General features: G+C 71.3%; 23 protein-coding genes and 2 pseudogenes. 13 read left to right on the top strand and 12 right to left on the bottom strand.

Annotated elements, in window-relative coordinates; all coding sequences use genetic code 11:
- The first annotated feature begins 112 nt into the window (after positions 1-112).
- The 4 genes from AB5J49_RS24750 to AB5J49_RS24735 all read left to right on the top strand — a co-directional run bounded on the left by AB5J49_RS24750 (position 113) and on the right by AB5J49_RS24735 (position 2,750).
- Positions 113-316 (top strand): cold-shock protein, encoded by a 204-nt coding sequence (locus tag AB5J49_RS24750; RefSeq protein ID WP_109379033.1) that lies wholly within the window; start codon positions 113-115, stop codon positions 314-316.
- 203 nt (positions 317-519) lie between these two features.
- Entirely contained in the window at positions 520-2,055 is a 1,536-nt protein-coding gene (locus AB5J49_RS24745; protein WP_369170827.1) for a DEAD/DEAH box helicase, read from the top strand.
- 18 nt (positions 2,056-2,073) lie between these two features.
- Entirely contained in the window at positions 2,074-2,298 is a 225-nt protein-coding gene (locus AB5J49_RS24740) for a cold shock domain-containing protein (RefSeq protein ID WP_369170826.1), read from the top strand.
- Between the two features lie 53 nt (positions 2,299-2,351).
- On the top strand, positions 2,352-2,750 hold the full coding sequence (locus AB5J49_RS24735) for a hypothetical protein (RefSeq protein WP_369170824.1): 399 nt from the start codon (positions 2,352-2,354) through the stop codon (positions 2,748-2,750).
- A gap of 93 nt (positions 2,751-2,843) precedes the next feature.
- Here AB5J49_RS24735 and AB5J49_RS24730 read toward each other — a convergent pair whose 3' ends face one another.
- The 3 genes from AB5J49_RS24730 to AB5J49_RS24720 form a co-directional block, all read right to left on the bottom strand.
- A complete protein-coding gene (locus AB5J49_RS24730) occupies positions 2,844-3,347 on the bottom strand; it encodes an RNA polymerase sigma factor (protein ID WP_369170823.1) in 504 nt (167 codons plus the stop codon).
- Positions 3,348-3,451: 104 nt separating this feature from the next.
- Positions 3,452-4,090 carry a class F sortase gene (locus tag AB5J49_RS24725; protein ID WP_369175246.1) on the bottom strand — a complete coding sequence of 213 codons (639 nt, stop codon included), beginning with the start codon at positions 4,088-4,090 and terminating at the stop codon, positions 3,452-3,454.
- A complete protein-coding gene (locus AB5J49_RS24720) occupies positions 4,087-4,506 on the bottom strand; it encodes a sortase-dependent protein (protein ID WP_369170822.1) in 420 nt (139 codons plus the stop codon). Before AB5J49_RS24720 ends, AB5J49_RS24725 begins: the two co-directional genes overlap by 4 nt.
- A 392-nt stretch (positions 4,507-4,898) precedes the next feature.
- On the opposite strand from AB5J49_RS24720, the gene AB5J49_RS24715 reads away from it, so the two are divergent.
- From AB5J49_RS24715 to AB5J49_RS24705, 3 genes are all read left to right on the top strand, one after another.
- Positions 4,899-6,521, top strand: a complete 1,623-nt coding sequence (locus AB5J49_RS24715) for a CBM35 domain-containing protein (protein WP_369170821.1) — start codon at positions 4,899-4,901, stop codon at positions 6,519-6,521.
- A 41-nt stretch (positions 6,522-6,562) separates the two neighbouring features.
- Entirely contained in the window at positions 6,563-6,988 is a 426-nt protein-coding gene (locus tag AB5J49_RS24710) for a DUF6153 family protein (RefSeq protein WP_369170819.1), read from the top strand.
- A 121-nt stretch (positions 6,989-7,109) separates the two neighbouring features.
- Entirely contained in the window at positions 7,110-7,787 is a 678-nt protein-coding gene (locus AB5J49_RS24705; protein ID WP_369170817.1) for a DUF305 domain-containing protein, read from the top strand.
- Between the two features lie 65 nt (positions 7,788-7,852).
- Here AB5J49_RS24705 and AB5J49_RS24700 read toward each other — a convergent pair whose 3' ends face one another.
- Positions 7,853-9,817, bottom strand: coding sequence for a right-handed parallel beta-helix repeat-containing protein (locus AB5J49_RS24700; protein WP_369170816.1), 1,965 nt, complete (start codon positions 9,815-9,817; stop codon positions 7,853-7,855).
- A gap of 167 nt (positions 9,818-9,984) precedes the next feature.
- On the opposite strand from AB5J49_RS24700, the gene AB5J49_RS24695 reads away from it, so the two are divergent.
- Entirely contained in the window at positions 9,985-10,848 is an 864-nt protein-coding gene (locus AB5J49_RS24695; protein WP_369170814.1) for a class I SAM-dependent methyltransferase, read from the top strand.
- 2 nt (positions 10,849-10,850) lie between these two features.
- Here the strand turns inward: AB5J49_RS24695 and AB5J49_RS24690 are convergent.
- A pseudogene (locus AB5J49_RS24690) lies at positions 10,851-11,138 on the bottom strand (winged helix-turn-helix domain-containing protein); the annotation flags it as partial.
- A gap of 18 nt (positions 11,139-11,156) precedes the next feature.
- Between AB5J49_RS24690 and AB5J49_RS24685 the strand changes: the two are divergent.
- From AB5J49_RS24685 to AB5J49_RS24675, 3 genes and pseudogenes are all read left to right on the top strand, one after another.
- Positions 11,157-12,026 (top strand): annotated as a pseudogene (locus AB5J49_RS24685) (MFS transporter); the annotation flags it as partial.
- Positions 12,027-12,170: 144 nt separating this feature from the next.
- Positions 12,171-12,539, top strand: a complete 369-nt coding sequence (locus AB5J49_RS24680; RefSeq protein ID WP_369170813.1) for a DUF6479 family protein — start codon at positions 12,171-12,173, stop codon at positions 12,537-12,539.
- 98 nt (positions 12,540-12,637) lie between these two features.
- Entirely contained in the window at positions 12,638-12,826 is a 189-nt protein-coding gene (locus AB5J49_RS24675; protein WP_369170812.1) for a hypothetical protein, read from the top strand.
- Here the strand turns inward: AB5J49_RS24675 and AB5J49_RS24670 are convergent.
- A complete protein-coding gene (locus tag AB5J49_RS24670; protein ID WP_369170810.1) occupies positions 12,786-13,331 on the bottom strand; it encodes a hypothetical protein in 546 nt (181 codons plus the stop codon). The two genes, AB5J49_RS24675 and AB5J49_RS24670, sit on opposite strands and share 41 nt — an antisense overlap.
- A 189-nt stretch (positions 13,332-13,520) precedes the next feature.
- Here AB5J49_RS24670 and AB5J49_RS24665 point away from each other — a divergent pair, with 189 nt between their 5' ends.
- Entirely contained in the window at positions 13,521-13,982 is a 462-nt protein-coding gene (locus AB5J49_RS24665) for an FxLYD domain-containing protein (protein WP_369170808.1), read from the top strand.
- On the opposite strand, the gene AB5J49_RS24660 is transcribed toward AB5J49_RS24665, so the two are convergent.
- The 3 genes from AB5J49_RS24660 to AB5J49_RS24650 all read right to left on the bottom strand — a co-directional run bounded on the left by AB5J49_RS24660 (position 13,976) and on the right by AB5J49_RS24650 (position 17,022).
- Positions 13,976-14,818: a carboxypeptidase regulatory-like domain-containing protein gene (locus tag AB5J49_RS24660; protein WP_369170807.1), complete on the bottom strand. Its 843-nt coding sequence runs from the start codon at positions 14,816-14,818 to the stop codon at positions 13,976-13,978. The two genes, AB5J49_RS24665 and AB5J49_RS24660, sit on opposite strands and share 7 nt — an antisense overlap.
- A gap of 138 nt (positions 14,819-14,956) precedes the next feature.
- Positions 14,957-15,247 carry a hypothetical protein gene (locus AB5J49_RS24655; protein WP_369170806.1) on the bottom strand — a complete coding sequence of 97 codons (291 nt, stop codon included), beginning with the start codon at positions 15,245-15,247 and terminating at the stop codon, positions 14,957-14,959.
- A gap of 101 nt (positions 15,248-15,348) precedes the next feature.
- Positions 15,349-17,022 (bottom strand): glycoside hydrolase family 13 protein, encoded by a 1,674-nt coding sequence (locus AB5J49_RS24650; RefSeq protein WP_369170805.1) that lies wholly within the window; start codon positions 17,020-17,022, stop codon positions 15,349-15,351.
- Between the two features lie 252 nt (positions 17,023-17,274).
- On the opposite strand from AB5J49_RS24650, the gene AB5J49_RS24645 reads away from it, so the two are divergent.
- On the top strand, positions 17,275-18,198 hold the full coding sequence (locus tag AB5J49_RS24645; protein ID WP_369170803.1) for an LAETG motif-containing sortase-dependent surface protein: 924 nt from the start codon (positions 17,275-17,277) through the stop codon (positions 18,196-18,198).
- Between the two features lie 66 nt (positions 18,199-18,264).
- Here AB5J49_RS24645 and AB5J49_RS24640 read toward each other — a convergent pair whose 3' ends face one another.
- From AB5J49_RS24640 to thrS, 3 genes are all read right to left on the bottom strand, one after another.
- Entirely contained in the window at positions 18,265-19,344 is a 1,080-nt protein-coding gene (locus AB5J49_RS24640) for a S1C family serine protease (RefSeq protein WP_369170802.1), read from the bottom strand.
- A 133-nt stretch (positions 19,345-19,477) separates the two neighbouring features.
- Complete coding sequence (locus tag AB5J49_RS24635; RefSeq protein ID WP_369170800.1) at positions 19,478-20,449, bottom strand: nucleoside hydrolase; 972 nt, start codon at positions 20,447-20,449, stop codon at positions 19,478-19,480.
- A 114-nt stretch (positions 20,450-20,563) separates the two neighbouring features.
- On the bottom strand, positions 20,564-21,847 hold the full coding sequence (thrS, locus tag AB5J49_RS24630; protein ID WP_369170799.1) for a threonine--tRNA ligase: 1,284 nt from the start codon (positions 21,845-21,847) through the stop codon (positions 20,564-20,566).
- Between the last annotated feature and the right edge of the window lie 208 nt (positions 21,848-22,055).

Below are 22,055 nucleotides of genomic sequence, written 5' to 3'. Positions count from 1 at the left end.
AGCACTCTTTTCGTTTCCGAGAATTTCCGGTTCATTCCGGAGGGGTAATCATTACAGCGACTCCGGGACCGCGAGGTGCGGATTCCGGGTATTGCTCCCAGGGAGATACGTTATGGCATCTGGCACTGTGAAGTGGTTCAACGCGGAAAAGGGCTTCGGCTTCATCGAGCAGGACGGTGGCGGCCCCGACGTGTTCGCCCACTACTCGAACATCGCCACCTCCGGCTTCCGTGAGCTTCAGGAAGGCCAGAAGGTGACCTTCGACGTCACGCAGGGCCAGAAGGGCCCGCAGGCCGAGAACATCGTTCCCGCCTGACGCTTGCGCACATGACATGGCTGGGCCCGCACACTCAGGTGCGGGCCCAGCTCATTGGCTTTTCAGCATCGCATCCCGCTACTCGGGATTTGTCTCACCTTTCTTTTTCTCATTTTTTCTTCGGCTCATTCTGCGAATCCTGATGCGGCCCGTCATCGCTGCTGGGAATTCCCCGATACGTGCCGCATCGAGGAAGGTTCCCCATGGACCGCACAGCTCGCAGGAACAACGGCTCCGCTCACTCCCGTAAGAACGGCGGTTCCGCCGGTTCCGCCGGTTCCACCGGTTCTTCCGGTCGCAACCGCTCCCACGCTCGGAAGGCGGGCGGCGAAGGCGCTCCCTCCCGTTCGGCCAAGAGCGGCCGCGGCGGCCACGGAGGCGGAGGCCGTCCCACCAGGCCCGGCGGGGAGTTCGCGCTGCCGGTCACCATCACCCCGGCGCTACCGGCCGTCGAGGCGTTCGCCGACCTCGACCTGCCCGAGCGGCTGCTGACCGCGCTCGGCACCGAAGGCGTGAGCGTGCCGTTCCCGATCCAGGCGGCGACGCTGCCGAACTCGCTGGCCGGCCGGGACGTGCTGGGCCGCGGACGCACGGGATCGGGCAAGACGCTCGCCTTCGGCCTCGCCCTGCTGGCCCGGACCGCCGGGCAGCGGGCCGAGCCCCGGCAGCCGTTGGCACTCGTCCTCGTCCCCACCCGCGAGCTGGCCCAGCAGGTGACCGACGCCCTCACCCCCTACGCCCGCGCGCTGAGCCTGCGGCTCACCACCGTGGTCGGCGGCCTGTCCATCGGCCGGCAGGCGAGCGCCCTGCGGGGCGGGGCCGAGGTCGTCGTCGCGACACCCGGCCGGCTCAAGGACCTCATAGACCGGGGCGACTGCCGCCTGGACCGCGTCGCCATCACCGTCCTGGACGAGGCCGACCAGATGGCCGACATGGGCTTCATGCCGCAGGTGACCGCGCTCCTCGACCAGGTCCGACCCGATGGCCAGCGGATGCTGTTCTCGGCCACGCTGGACCGTAACGTCGACCGTCTGGTGCGCAACTACCTCCACGATCCCGTGGTCCACTCGGTCGATCCCTCCGCGGGCGCGGTCACCACGATGGAGCATCACCTGCTGCATGTGGAGGACGACGACAAGCACGCCACCACGACGGAGATCGCCGCCCGCGACGGACGCGTGATCATGTTCCTGGACACCAAGCACGCCGCCGACCGGCTGGCCAAGAAGCTCCTGGCCGTCGGTGTGCGCGCCTCGGCCCTGCACGGCGGGAAGTCCCAGTCCCAGCGCACCCGGACCCTGACCCAGTTCAAGGACGGCCACGTCACGGTCCTGGTGGCCACCAATGTCGCCGCCCGCGGTATCCACGTCGACAACCTCGACCTCGTCGTCAATGTCGACCCGCCCAGCGACCACAAGGACTATCTGCACCGCGGCGGCCGTACCGCCCGCGCCGGCGAGTCCGGCCCCGTCGTCACACTGGTACTGCCCCACCAACGCCGTGAGATGACCCGCCTGATGGCCGACGCCGGCATCACCCCGCAGACCACCAGGGTCCGCTCGGGCCAGGCCGAACTGAGCCGTATCACCGGTGCCCAGACGCCCTCGGGCGTGCCCGTCGTCCTCACTCCGCCGGTCACCGAAGCCCGCCCCGCACGAACGGGTTCCTCCTCCCGCGGACGGCGCAGCCGCCCCGCCCAGGACCGCCGCCGCTCCTCCGCCAAGGGGAATGGCCGCTGACACCGTAGGCTCCGGTCCATGGTGACTGCGACTGTCCGTGAGTGGCGCGACGAGGAAGGGTGGGGCGTCCTCGACTCTCCCGAGACCCCCGGCGGTTGCTGGGGGCACTTCTCCGCGATGCAGACGGACGGGTTCGCCACCCTGTCCCCCGGGCAGAAGGTGGACCTGACGTGGGAAGCCCCCGGCTTCCCCCAGGACGGGTACGACTACCGCGCCGTGACCATCGTGCCTCAACACCCCTGACCCACCTGGGCCCTGGCAGGCCATGGCATGACAGGCGGGCCTACGGCCGAGGCGTGCCCGCCTGCGTTGCCGTGACCTCCGTCGTCGGATCCGGCGACGGCACACCGGTCGGAACCGCCGCCCTGCCCGGCGTACGGGACGCGTCGGTCCGGGAGTTCGCGGTGGGCTCGGACGGCGCTGCCTCGGACGACGCCGTCGGCGTGGGCGTCGGCGTCGGCCATGCCGATCGGGGCGACGACGCCGACGGGCTCGGGATCGCCGACGGGGCGGGAGGCGTCGCAGGGCCGCTCGCGGGCGGAGGTGCGAGAGGGGGCGCGGGAGACGTCGGTGCCTCGGAGGTTCCCGCGTGGAGCGGCAGCGCGACGAGCACCGCGACGGCACAGGCCACGCCCGCTCCGATCGCCGTACGCACCAGTCGTCGGCGGGACGCCCTGCGGCGGATCGACTCGTAGCTGCCGGGGGGTGGCGCGAGGTAGTCCGAGGACGGGCGGAGGATCACCGCGAGGGGGTCGTCGGAGGACAGTTCCGGGCCGTCCGCGTCGTCGTCAAAGCGTGTGGTCAAGGCTTCTCCTCAGATGGACGCGGAGCAGTTCGCGGGCCGCGTGGAGGTCGGCCTTGACGGTTCCTTCCTTGCGCCCGGTCAGCACGGACACCTCCCGGATCGGCATGTCAGCGTAGTAGTGGAGGAGGATCGGGGTGCGCAGGCGTTCGGGGAGGGACTGGACCAGCAGGCGGATGGACGGGTCCGCGGGCTCCGTCCGCTCCGTTCGGGAGTTGACCGCCGCCTCCGTCGTGACCCGGCGCATCGCCCGCCGCTCCCGCTCCAGCTTGCGCCAGTGGTCCCGGACCAGGTTCGCCGCCGTGACGTAGAGGAAACCGCGCGGCTCCTCCACCCGGCTCCAGCGGGCCCAGAGCCGGGTGAAGGCCTCGGAGGCGATCTCGTGGGCCGTCTCGTCGTCGTCGACGAGACGGCGGCACCAGCCGGCGAGGCGCGGGTAGAGGGCGGCGAACAACTCGGACGCTGCCTTGTCTCGGGACCGTTTTGTCAACGCTCTACAACGCTCTCCATGGTCGTGCGGAAGCTTGCACGCTTACTGATGGGGATGCCGGACCGGCGGCGTACGTTCCCTGGGCGGGACGGTCAGCGGGGCGGTCAGCGGGACGCAGCGCTCAACTCCGCGAACACGATCACGTTGTCGCGGTACTCGTCGTCCTCGGCCCGCGGCCCTCCGCAGGTGATCAGCCGCAGCTCCGGGCGGTCCACGTCCCCGTACACGTCGTCCGCCGGAAAGTCCGCCTTGGCGACCGTCCGTACGGCGCTGACCGCGAACTCCGCCGTCGTGCCGTCCTCCCTGCGCGCCACGATCCGGTCGCCCCGGTGCAGCCGGGCGAGGTGACGGAACACCCCGTCCCCGTAGGCGCCCACCGTGACATGGCCGAGGATGACCGACGGGCCGAGCTGACCCGGCGTCGGCGAGTGCCGGTACCAGCCCGCCCGGTCGTCGGCCGTGACCGGCGGCACCTGCACGGTGCCGTCCGGCGCCAGCCCCAACCGGATGAGCGGGGTGTCGACCTCGATCGCCGGGATCTGCAGGCGGACCGGGGCCGAACGGCCGAGCGTGCGCGCCGAGTTCGCCGACGGCGAGGGAGAGAGGCCTTCCTCTGACCTCTGCGCGTCCCTCCTCCTCCGGGAGCCCGCGTTCGCGCCCTCCTCTGTCCCCTGGCCACCGCACCCCACCAGCACCGACGCCATCGCCGCCGTGGCGAACGCGCGTCTGGACAGCGGCATCAGGCGCCGTTCGTCCGCCGACGCCGTACGACGAAGGCCGTCGCGCCTCCGGCGACGAGCACCGCGGCGGCTCCCCCGCCGATGAGCCCGCCCTGCCCGCCCCCGGCACCCGAAGCCGGCGCCGTGACTCCGGTGTCGGGCGCTCCCGACGGTACGACGGAGACCTGGCCGCCGTCCGGCGCGCGGGTCGGCTCGGCCGACGGCTCCGAGGGGACGGGGGTCGCTTCCCGGGGCGGCTCAGTGCTCGGCGCGGTGGTCGGTTCTGCGGCGCTGGGCGTGGGGACGGCCGTGGCCGAGGGGGCGGTGGCCGCCGGGCTGGGGACCGAGGTCGGGGCCGCGCTGTCGGCGAACGCGGGCGCGATGCCCGCCAACAGGGCGGTGCAGGTGAGTGCCATGGCGCTGAGCACGGTTCGGCGCATTGAGTCGCTCTCTCTTTCGTCGGCCCGGCCGGTACTCCCGTACGCGGCGGGCTGGGTGACGGTCGAGCAGAGAGACGACGCGGCAGCGGGGCGGGTTGTAAAGAGAAGGCAAAGTCATGCGGGGGGGGGCGGCGACGCCGATTCAGGAGCTCACCCGGGCCCCCCGCCAGGACCCCGTCCAGGCCTCATTCAGGCCCCAGTCGTTCATGCTCGTGAATTTTAATCACGTACACATCTATTGACGCGTACGCGACAGGCCCTTACGGTCCCGAGAAGCATCGAGAAAGCGCTTTCCCTGCCTGCCACGAGGTGTCCGGCACACACGGCCCGTTCACGCACCCGAACCCGCCACGTTGCCACACCCGAAGCCGCCACAGAAAGGGGTCAGCCCCATGCACCCGCACCCGCACCCGAGACCGCGTCCGCACCGGAGCCCGGTCGGACGCGTCACCCCCGCCCTGGCCTCCACCGCCCTCCTCGCCACCACCCTCGTCGCGCTCACGGGCACCACCGCCGAGGCCGCCAGCACCCGTTACGAGGCCGAGAGCTCCCCGGCGATCTGCACCGGCACCATCGACTCCGACTGGGCCGGCTACTCCGGCACCGGGTTCTGCAACGGCGCCAACGCCACCAGCGGCTATGCCCAGTTCACCGTGAACGCCCCCGCAGCAGGCACGGCGACGCTCAACGTCCGCTTCGCCAACGGCACCACCACCGCCCGCCCCGCCTCCCTGGTCGTCAACGGGACCGCCGTCCAGACACCGTCCTTCGAGGGCACCGGCGCATGGACGACCTGGGCGACGAAGACGCTCACCGTCCCCGTCAACGCCGGCAGCAACACCATCCGGCTCAACCCGACCACCTCCGCCGGCCTGCCCAACATCGACTACCTGGACGTCGAGACCAGCGGCAGCACCCCCGCACCGGCGGGCCCCGTCCTGTACGTGGCGCCGAACGGCACCGACGGCGCGGCCGGCACGGAGTCGGCGCCCACCACACTCACCTCGGCGATCAGCCGTATCTCCGCCGGCGGCACGATCTACATGCGCGGAGGGACGTACAACTACTCCTCGACGGTCACCATCCCGGCGGGTACCAACGGCACGTCGAGCGCCCGGACCAAGCTGTCCGCCTACCCGGGTGAGCGGCCGGTGCTGAACTTCTCGGCGCAGAGCGAGAGTTCGTCCAACCGCGGGCTGCAGGTGATGGGGTCGTACTGGCACGTCAACGGCATCGTCGTCGAGCGGGCCGGGGACAACGGCATCTACGTCGGCGGCAGCAACAACGTCATCGAGCGCACGGTGACGCGCTTCAACCGTGACACGGGGCTGCAGCTCGGGCGGATAGCCTCCACCACCCCCAAGGACCAGTGGCCGTCCAACAACCTCATCCTGAGCGCCGAGTCGCACGACAACGCCGACTCCGACGGCGAGGACGCCGACGGCTTCGCCGCGAAGCTCACCACCGGCACCGGGAACGTCTTCCGCTACGCCGTGGCCCACAACAACATCGACGACGGCTGGGACCTCTACACCAAGCCCGACACCGGCGCCATCGGCCCGGTGACCATCGAGGACTCCCTCGCGTACAGCAACGGCACCCTCAGCGACGGCTCCCAGGCCGGCAACGGCGACCGCAACGGCTACAAGCTCGGCGGCGAGGACATCCCCGTCAACCACGTCATCAAGCGCAGCATCGCCTACAAGAACGGCAAGCACGGGTTCACCTACAACAGCAACCCGGGCACGATGACGGTGTCGGACAACGTCAGCATCGACAACCTCCAGCGCAACTACAACTTCGACGCCGGCACCTCGGTGTTCCGCAACGACACCTCGTGCCGCAGCAGCAGCGGCACGAACGACCGGATCATCGGCGACTCCGACAGCTCGAACCAGTTCTGGTCGGGCACGAACGGCTCCCGGTGCTCGTCGTACGGCGGCGCCCTGGGCTGGTCCCTCGCCTCGGACGGGCGCCTCGTCGTGACGTTCGGTGCCACCCAGGTCACACCGTGACCGGGTGAGTCGGCCGCGGGCGGCATACGTACCATGAGGGCGTGACAGCCCGCGCACAGCAGCACCGTGCGCTGCGGCTCCCGATGCCGGGGCCGTGGCGCATGCTTCTGATGCTCGGGCTGCTCGCCGGGGTGTTCGGCATGCATGCGCTCGGCCCCGGCAACGCGGTCGCCGTCTCCGCTCATCCCTCGCCTCATCACGCGCGCGCCATGAGCGCCCCCATGACGGCCATGACCGACGAATCCGTCTGCCACGGCGCCGATTCCGGTGGCGGGCATGCCCAGCACGCCGACCCGACCTGCGCCTCCGGTGCCGTCGGTGCGGGCCCCGTGCTGCCGGCACCGATGCCCGATCCGTCCGGCACCGCTGTCGCGGGCGACCTCGACGGTCGTTCCCTGGCCGCCGCTCCCGAGGGCGGCGGGCGCGCGCCTCCCTCACTGGCCGAACTGCAGATCCTGCGGACCTAGGACAAGGCCTGGCCGTACCCGTCTCCGTCACCGGTACGGCAGTCAGCCATGCCCGTGCCGCGCCCCGAGGCCGGACGCCCCGAGGCCGCGGCAAGTCACGTACACCGCAGGAGTTCTCAGCATGACCAGCACACGCACACGCGCACGCACCCTGACCCGTCGCGCCGGACTGGCCGCGACGGCCGTCGCCGCCGCTCTCGTCCTTGCCGCGTGCGGCAGCGACGACGGCGCGGACACCGCCGCCGGCGCGCAGACGTCGCCCTCGGCGAGCGCCGACACCGCCTCCGGCGCGCACAACGACCAGGACGTCTCCTTCGCGCAGGGCATGATCCCGCACCACCGGCAGGCCGTGCAGATGGCGGACATGGCGGCCGGGCGGGCCTCCTCCACCGCGGTGAAGGATCTGGCCTCGCGCATCCAGAAGGCCCAGGACCCGGAGATCCGGACCATGTCGGGATGGCTGAAGGCATGGGGTGAGGACGTGCCCTCGGCCGCGCCCGGCATGGACCACTCGGGCGGTCACTCCAGTGGCTCCGACAGCTCCGGCATGGCCGGGATGATGGACCCGAAGGACATGGACGAGCTGATGAAGGCGTCCGGCAAGGCCTTCGACACCCTGTTCCTGACCATGATGGTCGAGCACCACGAGGGCGCTGTGGAGATGGCCACGACCGAGAAGGCGAAGGGCCAGTACGGTCCCGCGACGAAGCTGGCCGACGACGTCGTCACCGCCCAGACCGCCGAGATCGAGGAGATGAACAAGCTGCTCGGCATGAGCGGGAGCAAGAGCGGGAGCTGACGCTCCGGCGTTCGGGCGGCGGCCGACCGGCCGCCGCCCGAACGCCTCCCCGCTGCCCTGGTGTCTCAGTGCAGGCCCAACCGGCGCTGGTACGACGCCTTCGGCCCGGCCCGGTCCAGGATCGCGGCGCAGGCCGGGCGGGCCGCGCACTCCGCGGCGGGGGTCAGGCGGGTGTTGGCCTTGAACCCGAGACCGTGCGGGTCGCCGCAGTCCGGCGCTGGCGGCCAGGCTCCGGGGTAGGACCGGCGGGGCAGCCATTCGGGGACGGCGTCGTCCCAGAAGTTGCCCTGGTAACGGACGTTGCGCACCGGCCGGTCGCCCCACTCCTCGCTGCAACCGCCGATCGAGGCACGGTAGTTGTAGACGGCGTTGTGGCGCACGGTCATCCAGTTGCTGCTGTCGTCGGTGTAGATGCCGACGTTCCACACCCCGTACCGGGAGTCCGTCACCGCGTTGTCGCTGACGACCAGGCCGTCGGCGTGCGAGGTGCCCTGTTCGCCACGCAGGTAGATGCCGCCGCCGTCGACCAGCAGCTGGTTGGTGGCGAAGACCCGGTTGCCGGTGATGCGGTTGCCGCGCATGAGACCGCGCAGGTCCTCGCTGGGGCCGGAGAGGATGCCGGTGTAGGGCACGTGGTCGACCTGGTTGTGCGCGATGGTCGTCCCGCTGCCGCCGGTGTCCCAGATGCCGGAGGCCGCGTGGTGGTCGGCTCCGATGTGGTGGATCCAGTTGTCGGTGATCCGGTTGGCGCGGTTGGTTCCCTTGGTGTCCGGTGGCAGGACGCCCAGGACGATGCCGCCGTCCGAGATGTCGGTGAAGACATTGCCGTCCACCACGTTGTGCGAGCTGTTCTCGGAGAACTCCAGTCCCTGCGCGCCGAGTCGGGTGAACCGGTTGCCCTGGAAGGCGATGCGCTCGGCGGTGCGGAAGGCGACGTTGCCCGGCACCGTGAGCGCCGTCATCTCCCCACCCTCACCCGGCCGCATGTACATGCTCCAGGCGGCGACGAACCCGGCGGGCTCGCTCGGCGCCAGCCAGGTCGCGTCGGCGAACGTCAGTCCCCGGAAGGCGATGTCGTGCACACCGGTCCCGCTGAGCAAGGTCTCCAGCTCGGGGGCGACCACCGGTGTGCGGCTCATGTCCTGACCGGGTGTGGGCCGGTAGAGCAGCTGATGGCGGCCGGGCCGCGAGCGGTCGAGGTACCAGCTCCCCGGCCTGTGCAGGAAGTCCGGGCCGTTCTGGACCTCGGAGGGCGCGCCGAGGGATTCCTTTCCGTACAGGTCACGGGCGAGTTTCCAGCAGGCCTTGTCCATGGTGACCGTGGCCCCGTTCCCCGGCCCGCGGGAGACGCCCTGGACACCGCAGCGGCCCTCGACGTAGTCGAAGCGGTACAGCAGTTCGAGATCGCCGGGGTTGCGCCAGGACCGGGGAATCCTGCTGGTGGTGGTGTATCCGGTGGCGGTCGTCCGCACCTTGCCGGGCAGTCCCGACCCCAGGCCCGCCCGCGCGGCCCGCTTCCCGTCGACGTAGAGCTGACGGGTCTCGAGATCCCCGACGTCCGCCCGCCAGACCCCCTCGCGCCTCGGATCGGGCCGCCACCCCGTGACGGTCCGCCCACCGCTGAGGGTCACCGGCTCCTCGTACGACGTCCCGAAGCCGTACGCCTGATAGACGACGCGATGCCCGCCCCGGCCGGAGTCCCCGGCGTCCCGCGACATCCTGAGCGGGGCGGCCAGCCGGTACGTCCCGCCCCGCAGGTTCACCACGATGTCCGAGCTCATCCCGGCCGTCCGGTCCCGCACCTCCCGCTGGGCGCGGGCCGGCGTCGCGAACGGCCGCTCCGCCGTGCCCGGCCAGGCGTCATTCCCCCAGGGCGCCACGTACAGCTGCTGCGCGGCCGACCGCCCACTCGCCGCCGACGCCGGCGGCGGGGCCGCCGCCCAAGTCCCCCCGGACACCACAACCGCTATCGCTGTCGCTGCCGCCACTGCCCTCGCCGATACGACCGGCCCGACCCGCAGGTCCGCCATGTTCCCGCTCCTCCCGTTCGCCGGACGGGTCCATCGTCGATCGGGGGCGGCACGGCGCGCGTCGGCCGATCGTCGCTCGCTGTGCGTCTTTGGTCGCGGTTCCGGATGCCGATGTGTGCCGGTGCCTTCCCGATGTGTCCGTCCGAAGACGGAGGATCGTGGTGGGTATGGCAGAGCAGCGAAGCGACCTGTGGACGTCGGGAGCGGCCTACGAGCGGTACATGGGCCGGTGGAGCCGGCTCGTCGCGCGGGAGTTCGTGACGTGGCTCGACCGCGCGGAGGGTCTGCGGTGGCTGGACGTGGGGTGCGGCACGGGGGCGCTGTCGGCGGTGGTGGCTGCGCGGTGCGGGCCTCGGGGAGTGGTGGGGTGCGACCGTTCCGAGGGGTTCGCGGGCACGGCGGCCCGGCGCCCGCGGCCGACCAGAGCTGCGGCTTTGGACACGGCTGCGGACCCGGACCCGGACCCGGCGCCGGCTGTCGGCTCACCCCGCTTCGTCGTGGCGGACGCGATGGCGCTGCCCGTGCCGGACGGCGTGTTCGACGTCGCGGTCAGTGGGCTCACGCTGAACTTCCTGCCCGAACCAGCTGCAGGAATAGGGGAGTTGGCGCGCGTCGTCCGTCCGGGCGGCGGCCTCGTCGCGGCGTACGTGTGGGACTACGGCGACGGGATGGGCCTCCTGCGTCGCTTCTGGGACGCTGCCGCCGAGGCGGACCCGGCCGCGGCCGCGCTCGACGAGGGCCGCCGGTTCCCGGACTGCCACCCGCAAGCGCTGCACACCCTGTGGACCGGCGTGGGGCTCACCGCCGTGTCGACGACCGCGATCGAGGTACCCACCGTCTTCGCCGACTTCGCCGACCTGTGGACCCCCTTCCTGTCCGGCCAGGGCCCCGCCCCCGCCTACGTCGCCTCCCTCGCCCCGGCCGCCCGCGACCGCCTGCGCGAGACACTGCGCACGACGGTGCCCACCGCGCCGGACGGTTCCGTCCCGCTCACGGCACGGGCCTGGGCGGTACGGGGAGTCCGGCCGTGACGTCAGCCGGCTCGGCCTGGCCAGTACCCGAACCCACGGCGCGTATGGATCAGGGCCGGCTCCCCGGGATCGCGGTCCACCTTGCGGCGCAGCCGCGAGACCAGCTTCTCGATCGCCTCGTTGGCCCGGAAGTCGCCCCAGACATGTCGGCCGATCTGCTCCTTCGACAGCACGCACTCGGCGTGGACGAGCAGATGGCGCAGCAGGCGGTATTCGGCGGGGGTGAGGTCGAGGGCGCGTGAGCCGCGGCGGGCGCAGCAGGTGGCGTCGTCCAGGACGAGGTCGCCGTAGCGGGGCTGGGCCGCCTGTCACTCGGCCTGTCCGCCGGACTGGTCTCGCTGCTGCTGGCCGTCTCCAAGGGCGGCGACTGGGGCTGGACCAGCGGCTCCACCCTCGGCCTGGGTGCCGCCGCGGTCGGAATCCTGCTGGCCTGGGGCTGGTGGCAGCTGCGGGCCGACCGGCCGCTGGTCGACCTGCGCACCACCGCCAAGCCCCAGGTGCTGTTCACCAACCTCGCCTCGGTCGCGCTGGGCTTCTCGATGTTCGCCATGTCCCTCGTCCTGCCGCAGCTCCTCCAGCTGCCCGAGCAGACCGGCTACGGCCTCGGCAGGTCCATGCTGACCGTCGGCCTGGTGCTCGCGCCGCAGGGCCTGGTCATGATGGCCATGTCCGCCGTGTCCGCGGCCGTCACCAAGGCCAAGGGCCCCAAGGTCACCCTGATGATCGGCGCGCTGATCGTGGCCGCCGGGTACGGCCTGAACATCGTGCTGATGAGCGAGGTCTGGCACCTGATCCTCGTCTCCTGCATCATCGGCGCCGGCGTCGGCTTCACCTACGGCGCCCTGCCCGCCCTGATCATGGGCGCCGTCGACCCCTCCGAGACGGCCGCCGCCAACAGCCTGAACACCCTGATGCGCTCCCTGGGCACCTCGTTCGCCAGCGCCATCGCCGGCGTCGTCCTGGCTCAGATGACCACCGACTTCGGCGGCTACGCCCTGCCCTCGGAGAACGGCTTCAAGGTCGTCATGGCCATCGGCGCGGGAGCGGCCCTGCTGGCCTTCGCGCTCGCCACGCTCATCCCGAGGCAGCGCACCGCCGCCGCCGCCACCGCCGACCGGTCGGCCGTCGAGGGCGAGTCCGAGGGCGAGTCCGAGCGAGCGGCGGTCAAGGCAGGCTAGGGCCGATCAGGGCAGCACCGCGCCCTGCGTGAACGGCGGCGCCCGGCCGCCGTGGAAGACGTGGTGGGCGCATACCGGGATGAGAACAGGCGGTTCCCCGCCTCCCGGAGGAGCTTATTCGCCCGTTTCGGTGATAATTGGGGCATGAGTACCGCGACGTATGTACTAGCGGCCACGTCGAGTGGAGTACTCAACGTGATCGCCGCCTTTGTGGGTGGCCTGTTCATCGCCGGTGCACTGATCTGGGCCGTGCAGCTCGGCATGCGGGTCCGTGATCGGGAACTGCCGCGGCCACGCGCCGACGAGCAGCCGCATCTTCCCGACACCGGTCCGGTCCATGAGATGCGCGAGATCAGGGAACCGGACGAAGTGCCGCACGCGGAGGGCAGGGAACGGCTCCTGCCGCACGAACTGCACCACGCGGGCAGCAAACGCAGCGACGACCAGCACCGCAGGCGCTGGTTGCCCGGAAAGAGCGGGGCCTTCGGCGGGGGCGGCCTGGGGCACGGCTGAGCCCGGGAAATCCGGGCGACGCCAACGGCCGCCCGATGTCACCCTGTCCGGACACGCGCGTGGACGCGTACGAGTGACGAGTCCGGACAGGGGGCGGATTGAGCAGACGACGCTACGTGGCCAGGGGTGTCCCCGGCGGTTACCGCATCTGGGACAACCACGGCCGCCGTTTCTGGGGCGACCTCTACGAGCTCTGCCCCGACGACCTGCTGACCGAACTCAACGGCCACAAGGAACCGACCCGGATCAGCGAGCTGCTGAGGCGCTACCGCGCGTTGAAGCGCTAGCGCGGGGGACGTCCGGGGCCAGGGCGAGCGCCAGGATCACGAAGAAGTCGACGCCCACCATGATCACCGACCACACCGGCGTGTACGGCAGGAACAGGAAGTGCAGCACCATGCTGAGGGACGCCACGAAGATGCCGGTGATCCGAGCCCACCAGGCGCCCTTGAGGATGCCGTAGCCGACGCAGGCGACCACGACACCGAGGCCGAGCAGGATCCAGCCCCACGCGGTGAGGTTGATCTCGAAGACGTAGTCGCCGATACGGCCGTAGACGTCGTCCTCGGCGATCGCGGAGATGCCCTGGAGGACGGCCAGCAGCCCGTTCACCAGCATCAGCACACCGGCGAAGACGAGCCCGCCGGTGACCCAGCCGGGGGCGGGCTGATACCGGCCGGCGCCGGGTGCGGGGGCGGTTCCGGCCGAAGGCCAGGTTGCCTGGGACGCGGCGGATCCAGGCGGGCTATGGGCTGCGTCGGTTGCGTGCGACTGCGGCTGCGGCTGGCTCATGGCTGCCGTACCCCACTTCTCGCGTGTCCCGCGATCGGGTTCTGCGGTCGGTACGACGATCGGTGGGCCCCGGGGAGGCCACCACGGGGGAAAGGCCGATCGGGTGACGCCCGGAGTCCCGGAGTGCGGACGGCGACGTACGGATCTTCACTGGAGGAACCGGACCGGAACCGACCCGCTGGAGGCTCCATGCCCGGTCACCGAACGCGGTGGACGACAACCGCGATCCTCACGACGACCTCCACCATGGCCGCCGCCCTCACCCTGACCTCCTGCTCCGAGGACGACATCCCCTCCTCGGTGACCAGCCAGGCGGCATCGGCCTTCGCCTCGGCGACAGCGGAGGCGGGCGACCGGCTGGACGACATCAAGGGCGGCATCGACGCCAAGGACGCGGTGAGCCTGGGCGACCCGACGACCGACGCGGACGGCCGTACGACCGTGGAGGTCACGGCGGAGAACACGACCGACTCGACGAAGTCCTTCGCCGCGCAGATCAACTTCCGTGACAAGGACGGCAATCTGCTGGACGCCACGGTGGTGACCGTCTCGGACGTGGCAGCGGGCAAGACGGCTAAGGGCACGGCACGCAGCACACGCGACTTGAGCGGCGAGGTGAAGGCGGAGGTGGCCAGGGCCCTGCGCTACTGACCGGCCAACTGGGTGTCCGGTGAGCCCGTCACGAGGATGTCGATCTGCTCGCTCATCGCCACGGCCCCGTTGAACGTGGCCGTGGCCTGGAGACGGCCCGGGCCGGGCGGGAGGGGGTGGGACGGCACGCAGGACCAGGTGCCGGCGGGTGCGGCGGTGGTCGAGCAGACCTCCTCCTCCCGCGCGTCGCGCACCGTGACCTGGGCTCCCGGGTAGGCCGTGCCGGACGTCTTCGGCAACGCACCCAGCGGCACGCCCGAATGGGGGCGGGACAGGACCGGCGCCGGTAGCCCGACCGTCACGGCGCAGGTGCCCTTCTGCCGCACGGTGCCGTTCGCGTCGCGCAGGACCAGGGTGCAGTCGGGGAGGCGGGTGCCGGGCTCGGCGTGGGCGGGGACCGACAGGACGAAGGGGAACGTACGGCCCTTCCAGCCCGCCCCTGCCGACGCGTCGGCTTCCGGACCGGCCGCCGCAGGCGCCCCCGTGAACGTGTACGTCCCGCTGATCCCGCCCAGAGCCACCGCCCCTCGGTACCCGCCCGCGGCGAACGGGGTGCCCGTCACTCTCGTCTGCGCCGGCGCCGTCAGGGTCAGTACCGAGCCCTCGCCGAGCGGCATCCCCTCGTAACCCCCGACCTCGACGATGCCCTCCCGTCCGGGCTCGATGGTCGCGGCCGCCCACAGGTCACGGCCCGCCGACCGGGTCGTCGGGCCTTCACCGCCGTACGCCGTCCCGGCCATCGCCGGCATCCCGGTCACAGGGGCCGTGCCGGCCATGACCATCGCGCCCGCAACGGCGAGCAACCCAAGGATCGTCGTCTTCCAGGACCTGCTCATCGTCGGCGGAGCTCCTCACACACGCATCGGCGGCACCCCTGCCCGCGATTCTCGCGGTCTGCTCCCGCAGGGACACGCGCTGTTCGGCCGTACGGGCCGGTGAAGCCGCGCCCACCACCCGTCCGGGCGCGGCCGGTGTCACTCGTCCGTCTCCGGCTCCGCCTTCGGGTGCCGGACGACCCTCCTCACGTCCTCCTCGACCTGGTTGCGCGCGGCGCCCTGTTCCTTCGCGTACTCGGTCACGGCGCTCTGGACGTCACGGGCGAGGTCACGCCAGGCGCGCCAGGCGGTCTCGTACGTGTCGGTCTGGAGCTCGGTCCACGGTGTGTGGGCGGGCGGCCCGTAGTGGTCCCGTAGCTCCTCCACCCTGCTGTGTGCCTGGTCCGCCGCCCGCTGCATGGCGACCAGTTCGTCGAAGGTGCGTGCCACGCGTCCGGATCCTTGGGCAGCGGGCGGGCGCAGCCCGGTTCGCCACGCGAGCGCCCCGCGCCTCTCACTCGGACGGCGTCGGCGCGTGCCGCCAGCCGGGCCTACGCCAGCCAGACCGTCGTGTCCGGCCCCAGCGCACGCCCCTCCAGCGGCCCGCTGCCGATCAGCACCTCACCCGGCGGCAGCTCGACCGCCGTGCCGGAGAGGTTGGCCACGCACCGCCAGCCGTCCGAGCGGGCGAAGTGCAGGACCCCGGGCGGACTGTCCGGGGCCCACTCCAGCTCCTCCCCCGCCAGGAGCTTGCGGCGCAGGCGCAGGGCCGTGCGGTAGAGCTCCAGGGTGGAGCCCTCCACGCCGTCCTGGGCCTCGACGGCGTACGACGCGAAGCCCGACGGCTGCGGCAGCCAGGATCCGCCCGCGCCGAAGCCGTACGACGGTCCCGTCGTCGTCCACGGCAGCGGCACCCGGCAGCCGTCGCGGCCCTTGCGGACGCGCCCCGTCTGCTCCCAGATCGGGTCCTGGAGGACCTCTGAGGGCAGGTCGGCGACCTCGGGCAGGCCGAGTTCCTCGCCCTGGTAGACGTACGACGAACCGGGCAGCGCGAGCATGAGGAGGGTCGCGGCGCGGGCGCGGCGCAGGCCGGCCGACTCGTCGACGGCCGGTGCGTGGCCGCCGGAGAGGAGCCAGGCGTTGTCGTCGGTGCCGGGCGGGAGCATCAGGCGGGAGGTGTGGCGTACGACGTCGTGGTTGGACAGGACCCAGGTGGCGGAGGCGCCGGCCGCGCGTGCCGTGGCGAGCGAGTCAGTGATGACCCGGTTCAGCTCCTCGGCGTCCCAACCCGCCTGCAGATACTCGAAGTTGAAGGCCTGGCCCAGTTCGTCCGGGCGGGCGTACAGGGCGCGGCGGGCGGCCGGGTTCACCCAGGCCTCGGCGACCGCCATGCGGGGCGGGCGGTAGGCGTCGAGGATCTTGCGCCAGTCGCGGTAGATCTCGTGGACCTCGTCGCGGTCGTAGAAGGGGTGGGTGCCGGGCTCGAACCGCGGAAGCGCGTCCTCGTGGCTCAGTTCCGGGGTGCCGAGGTCGCGCAGCGGTTCGCTCAGGTCCTTGGCGAGCGCGTGCGCCACGTCGACGCGGAAGCCGTCGACACCGCGGTCGGACCAGAAGCGCAGGGTGGTGCGGAAGTCGGCGCGGACCTCCTCGTTCCCCCAGTTCAGGTCGGGCTGCTCGGGGGTGAACAGGTGCAGGTACCACTGGCCGTCGGGGACCCGGCGCCAGGCGCTGCCGCCGAAGACGGACTGCCAGTCGGTGGGCGGGAGTTCGCCGTGCGAGCCGCGGCCGTCGCGGAAGACGTAGCGGTCGCGGGCGGGGGAGCCGGGGCCGGCCCGCAGCGCCTCCTGGAACCAGACGTGCTGGTGGGAGGTGTGGTTGGGGACCAGGTCGACGATGACTTTCAGGCCGAGGCGGTGGGCCTCGGCGGCCATCGCGTCGAAGTCGTCGAGGGTCCCCAGGCGGGGGTCGACGTCGCGGTAGTCGGCGACGTCGTAGCCGCCGTCGGCCAGCTCGGAGGGGTAGAAGGGGCTGAGCCACAGGGCGTCGACGCCGAGGGCGGCGAGGTGGTTCAGGCGCTGGGTGACGCCTTTGAGGTCACCGAGCCCGTCGCCGTCGCCGTCGGCGAAGCTGCGGGGGTAGACCTGGTAGATGACGGCCTGGCGCCACCAGTCGGGGTTGCGGGACGAGAGGTCGGGGGTGTCGGGCGTGGTGGTGCGGACGGTCACGCGGCCTCCTCGTGGGTGTGTACGGGCGACAGTGAGAACTCTGTCCACTTGGCCGGAAAAGCGAACACCACGCAGTGCGGAGTAGATCATTCCCTGAGTGATGGAATTGTGATTGCAAATTGAACTTGTATTGCGTTCCCGCAGGTTGACAGCTTCCTCCCGTCGCCCGACGATGTGCTCACACTGTGGCGCGTGTGACCAATGAGCCCAGTGAGTCTTCTTCGACCACTCCACCCCCACGATGGGATACGCATGTCCATAGCGAGACGTGTCATGGCGCGACGCCTGTTGGGGACGGGCGCCGCGTCGCTCGTTCTCTGCGCTGCCGGCGTCGCCTCCGCCTCCGGCGCCTGGGCCACCGGTTCACACGGCGGCGGCGACGGCTGGAAGTCCGGCGGTGCCTACCAGCCCGGCACCGGCGCCGGCACGGAGACGGCCACCGACCGCTGCCAGTTCTCGCTCGACGGCACGAACTTCTACGACTCGGTCAAGGTCGACGACCAGAACCTGAAGGTCACCGACGGCGGCAAGGTCCACATCACGGTCCGCGCCGCCGCCGACGCCACGACCTGCACCGCCTCGCTCGCCTCCTACCTCGCCCTCGGCCCGACCTTCGCCACCTCCGGCGAGCAGGTCTTCGTCGACTTCGACACCGTCACGGTCAAGCCGGGCCAGAGCGACACCCTCGACATCGCCGTCCCGGACGCGGGCTGCTTCGCGCAGATCGACCTGTACCGGGGCGCGGTGAAGTTCGACGGCAAGCTCGACGCGAACGACGGCTTCGAGCACGGGGACCTGCCCAAGGGCCCGGACCGCCCGGTCATCAAGGACAAGCTGATCGCGGCCTGGAACGGCGGCACGAAGGACTGCACGACGGAGCCGCCGGCGACCGAGGAGCCGCCGGCCGAGCCGTCGGAGCCCGCGTCCGAGGAGCCGTCGACCCCGGCGGAGGAGACGACGCCGCCCGCGTCGGAGACGCCGTCGACCGAGACCCCGACCCCGGAGCCCTCCGAATCGGCGTCCACCCCGGCGCCCTCCCCCAACGGCGGCGGCGACCTCGCCCAGACCGGCGGCAGCAGCGCGACCGGCCCGATCGCCATCGGCGCGGTGGTGCTGGTGGCGGGCGGCGCGGCGTTCGTCGTGGCGTCGAAGCGGCGTCGGGCGGCTCGTTCCTGATCGACCCACCTCGACACGAACGCCCCGGAATCTCCCGGGCGTTCGCATGTCTCGGTGCGCGTGGCGCTACTTGCCCGAGAGCGTCAAGTTGGTCTCCCACGTGTCCAAGGGCTGCTTGTCTATCTCCTCGGCCCCGATGCCGTAGATACCCTCGACCGAGAGCTCTTCGCCGGGGGTCGCAGACTGCAGCACGTCACACAGGGCGCTGACCGTATCCACCGGGGAGCCCTTGACGTGAGTGATCACATCTCCGGTGGACAGCTCGGCCTTCGCCGCCGGAGAGTTGGCCGTCGTGCTCTGCACGAGCAGTCCGTGCACGTCGTTCTGAAGGAACTCCTGCTGTGCCTGGCCGACGATCTGCTGGTCCTCCGCGTCGGGGAAATAGTCGACGAGGTATTCGTCGTCCAGGGAGTAGACCGCCCATCCGGCATCGTTCTTCTTGGCACCCGCGGCCAGCCCGGCGATCTGTGCCTGTGCGTGCTCTCCGGTGATCGAGTAGTACTGCCCCTGCGCCTCGGTGTTCACCAAGGTGTTCACACCCACCACTTTGCCGTCGCTGTTCAGCAAGGGCCCTCCGGAATTACCGGGGTTGATCGCGGCGGAGTGCTGAACGGTGGCCGGATAGTGCGGAAGGGACGGGCTCGGATCAGCGGCCACGTCCGGCGACTGAACCGTCCCGGAGGTGAAGATGGCCCTCTGGTCGGCGGAATTCTCGAGAGAACTCGGATAGCCGATGGCCATGACTTCATCCGTGGTCTCGACGTCGTCACCGTCACCGAACTCGAGTTCCTTCAGGTCCTCTTGCGGAGCGTCGAGCTTGACGACGGCCAGGTCCTGGCACGGATCGCTGCCGACGACCTGGGCGGCGACCGGATCCTTGTTCTCGATGCCCACCTTCAGCGCGGTCATACCGTCCACGACATGCGCGTTGGTGAGAATGAGCCCCTTGTCCGCGTCATAGACGAAGCCAGTGCCCTGGAACTCGCCCCCGGCGGTGGTGACCATCAGGTGAACCGTCGCCGGAGCGGCTTTCGTGAATATCTCTTCCGGCGAGTCATCTGCCGGTACAGCGTGCGCCGTTGTCCCGCCGACGGCGATCAGAACGGCCGAAGCGCACGCGGTTGCCCACTTCGCTTTCACGCGCATAAGGCGTCGCCTTCCGAATACAGGCGGCCCGCCCCCCGACCAGGCATGGCCCGGATGGTCGACATCAGCACCAGAATATCCGAGCCTGTTCAGCCTGTCCTGTTCACGCAAATGCAGGCTGCCCCATCGGCGCCTATCCCTCCACGGTCGTCAGATACAGCTTCACGAAGCGGGCCACGTCCACGTCCAACGCCACGTCCACCAGGGCCTGTTCGCGCAGGCCGGTGTGGATCTCGGACTCGCCGGGGCGGGGGCGGCGGTCGACGATCGTCTGGCCGCGGGTGGGGCCGGGGGCGAGGGAGACCTCGACGGGGAGGAGACGGGTGGTGAGGCCCGCCGGATCCACGACCGTGCAGACCGCGCCCGCGTCGCCGATGCCACCGGCCTCGGAGTCGGCGGCGACGTCCGGCGTGGCCGGACGGTGGGCCAGCAGGTCGCCTGCGAGACGGGCACCGGGCTCCGCGCTCGCCCGCAGGCGTCGCACGTCCGCGCCGGGAACCACGACCCGCTGGAAGACGTCCAGGCCGTACATGGTGATCGGCACCCCGGCCGTGAGCAGGATCGCGGCGGCCTCCGGGTCGTGCCACACGTTGAACTCCGCGACCGGCGTGGCGTTCCCCGTGGCCACCGCGCCGCCCATGAAGACGATCCGCTCGATGTTGCCGGTCACCTCCGGGTGCGCGCGCAGCAGCAGGGCGATGTTGGTGAGCGGCGCGGTGGGAATCAGGGTGACCGGGCGCGGGGACGCCAGGATCTCGCGGCGCAGCAGCGTCACCGCGTCCACGTCGACCGGGGCGCGGGTCGGGGCGGGCAGGCCGATGTCGCCCATGCCGTCCTCGCCGTGCACATGCCGCGCCGAGCGCGCGGGCTCGATCAGCGGGCGTCCGGCGCCCCGGGCGACGGGGATGTCGGGGGCGCCGGCCTGCTCCAGGACGGTGAGGGTGTTGCGTACGACGCCGTCCACGTCCGTGTTGCCCGCCACACAGGTGACGGCGCGCAGGTCGAGACCCGGGTGGCGTACCGCGAACAACAGCGCCAGAGCGTCGTCGACGCCGGTGTCACAGTCGATGATCACCGGGATGGGCTGCCCTTCGGCGTTCGTCACGGCGAGGCTCCTGACACGGTTGCGGTGGCGGGCTCTACGAAACCGACCTTACGGTGTGATCTAGGTGGAGTGCGTCGCCGTATGGCGTCGTCGTGCGGTTACGTGCGTGCGGCGTCATGCGGCGTCTCCCCCGCCGTCCGCCTCGGCAACCCCCTCGTCGTCCCACAGCTCGGGACCGCGCGCCGCGACGCGGGCGGCGATCCGGGCCAGCAGCTCCGCGGCGGGTACGGCCCCCGGCCTGCGGCCGTCCCGCAGTCGTACGGCCACGAGGTCACCGTCCGCCTCGGCCTCCCGCTCACCGATGACCGCCTGGTACGGCACGAGGCGTGCCGCGCGGATGCGGGCGCCCAGGGTGCCGTGCTCGGGACCGGCGAGCTCCGCGCGCAGGCCCTGATGGCGGGCCCGGCGCAGCAGGTCCTCCCCCTTCTGGCTCTGCGCCTGCGACACGGGCAGGATCAGCAGTTGCACGGGGGTTAGCCAGGCCGGGAAGGCGCCGCCGTGCTGTTCGACGAGGTGGGCGACCACTCGTTCGACGCTGCCGATGATGCTGCGGTGGACCATGACCGGGCGGTGTCTGGCGCCGTCGGCGCCGATGTAGTGCAGGTCGAAGCGTTCGGGCTGGTGGAAGTCGATCTGCACGGTGGAGAGGGTCGCCTCGCGTCCCGCCGGGTCGGTGACCTGGACGTCGATCTTGGGGCCGTAGAAGGCCGCCTCGCCCTCGGCCTCCTCGTACGGGATGCCGGAGCCGTCGAGGACCTCGCGGAGCAGCGCGCTGGCCCGTCGCCACAGCTCGGGGTCGGCGACGTACTTGCCGCCGCCCTCGCCCCCGCCCTGGCCCTCGGCCGGGAGGGAAAGACGGTGGCGGGTGGCCCGGATACCCAGATCGGCGTAAGCGCGGGCGATGAGTTCGAGGGCGGCGCGGGCCTCGTCCACCGCCTGCTCCAGGGTGCAGAAGATGTGCGCGTCGTTGAGCTGGATCGACCGGACGCGGGTCAGACCGCCCAGGACCCCCGACAGCTCCGAGCGGTACATGCCGCCCAACTCCGCCATGCGGAGGGGGAGTTCGCGGTAGCTGCGGGAGCGGGAGCGGTAGATCAGCGCGTGATGGGGGCAGAGGCTGGGCCGCAGCACCATCTCCTCCGCGCCGAGCCTCATCGGCGGGAACATGTCGTCGCTGTAGTGCGACCAGTGCCCGGAGATCTCGTACAGCTCCCGTTTGCCGAGGACCGGTGAGTACACGTGCCGGTACCCGGCCGCCCGCTCGGCCTCCCGGACGTACTCCTCCAGGGTCTGCCGTACGACGGCCCCGTCGGGCAGCCAGTACGGGAGTCCCGCGCCCATCAGCGGGTCGGTGTCGAACAGGTCGAGTTCGCGGCCGAGGCGGCGGTGGTCGTGCATGGCTACTCCTCCAGGTGAACGGACGAGCACCCACGACAAAACCCCGGGGCACTCGCCCCGGGGCTTCGGATCGCTCAGGTGTCAGCGCGCCGGGACGGGGTCCGGCGTCGTCGTGAGAGACGGGTTGGCGCGCTGCATGGGGCGACGGTAACAGCGGGTGGGCGGGGATGTCGCGGTGATTTCCCGATTCACGTCACCTGTGCGGAGC

Source organism: Streptomyces sp. R28 (assembly GCF_041052385.1).
Lineage (GTDB): Bacteria > Actinomycetota > Actinomycetes > Streptomycetales > Streptomycetaceae > Streptomyces.
The sequence above is the reverse complement of the archived record's forward strand: the minus strand, read 5'-3'. Positions and strand labels throughout refer to the sequence as shown.

Bases quoted from the DNA above. Each gene is read 5' to 3' on its own strand.
- AB5J49_RS24695 (WP_369170814.1), top strand. From the start codon at position 9,985: ATGGCAGAGCAGCGAAGCGACCTGTGGACGTCGGGAGCGGCCTACGAG.
- AB5J49_RS24715 (WP_369170821.1), top strand. From the start codon at position 4,899: ATGCACCCGCACCCGCACCCGAGACCGCGTCCGCACCGGAGCCCGGTC.
- AB5J49_RS24745 (WP_369170827.1), top strand. From the start codon at position 520: ATGGACCGCACAGCTCGCAGGAACAACGGCTCCGCTCACTCCCGTAAG.
- AB5J49_RS24750 (WP_109379033.1), top strand. From the start codon at position 113: ATGGCATCTGGCACTGTGAAGTGGTTCAACGCGGAAAAGGGCTTCGGC.
- AB5J49_RS24665 (WP_369170808.1), top strand. From the start codon at position 13,521: ATGCCCGGTCACCGAACGCGGTGGACGACAACCGCGATCCTCACGACG.
- AB5J49_RS24740 (WP_369170826.1), top strand. From the start codon at position 2,074: ATGGTGACTGCGACTGTCCGTGAGTGGCGCGACGAGGAAGGGTGGGGC.
- AB5J49_RS24700 (WP_369170816.1), bottom strand. From the start codon at position 9,817: ATGGCGGACCTGCGGGTCGGGCCGGTCGTATCGGCGAGGGCAGTGGCG.
- AB5J49_RS24670 (WP_369170810.1), bottom strand. From the start codon at position 13,331: ATGAGCCAGCCGCAGCCGCAGTCGCACGCAACCGACGCAGCCCATAGC.
- AB5J49_RS24645 (WP_369170803.1), top strand. From the start codon at position 17,275: ATGTCCATAGCGAGACGTGTCATGGCGCGACGCCTGTTGGGGACGGGC.
- AB5J49_RS24680 (WP_369170813.1), top strand. From the start codon at position 12,171: ATGAGTACCGCGACGTATGTACTAGCGGCCACGTCGAGTGGAGTACTC.
- thrS (WP_369170799.1), bottom strand. From the start codon at position 21,847: ATGCACGACCACCGCCGCCTCGGCCGCGAACTCGACCTGTTCGACACC.
- AB5J49_RS24720 (WP_369170822.1), bottom strand. From the start codon at position 4,506: ATGCGCCGAACCGTGCTCAGCGCCATGGCACTCACCTGCACCGCCCTG.
- AB5J49_RS24640 (WP_369170802.1), bottom strand. From the start codon at position 19,344: ATGCGCGTGAAAGCGAAGTGGGCAACCGCGTGCGCTTCGGCCGTTCTG.
- AB5J49_RS24705 (WP_369170817.1), top strand. From the start codon at position 7,110: ATGACCAGCACACGCACACGCGCACGCACCCTGACCCGTCGCGCCGGA.
- AB5J49_RS24660 (WP_369170807.1), bottom strand. From the start codon at position 14,818: ATGAGCAGGTCCTGGAAGACGACGATCCTTGGGTTGCTCGCCGTTGCG.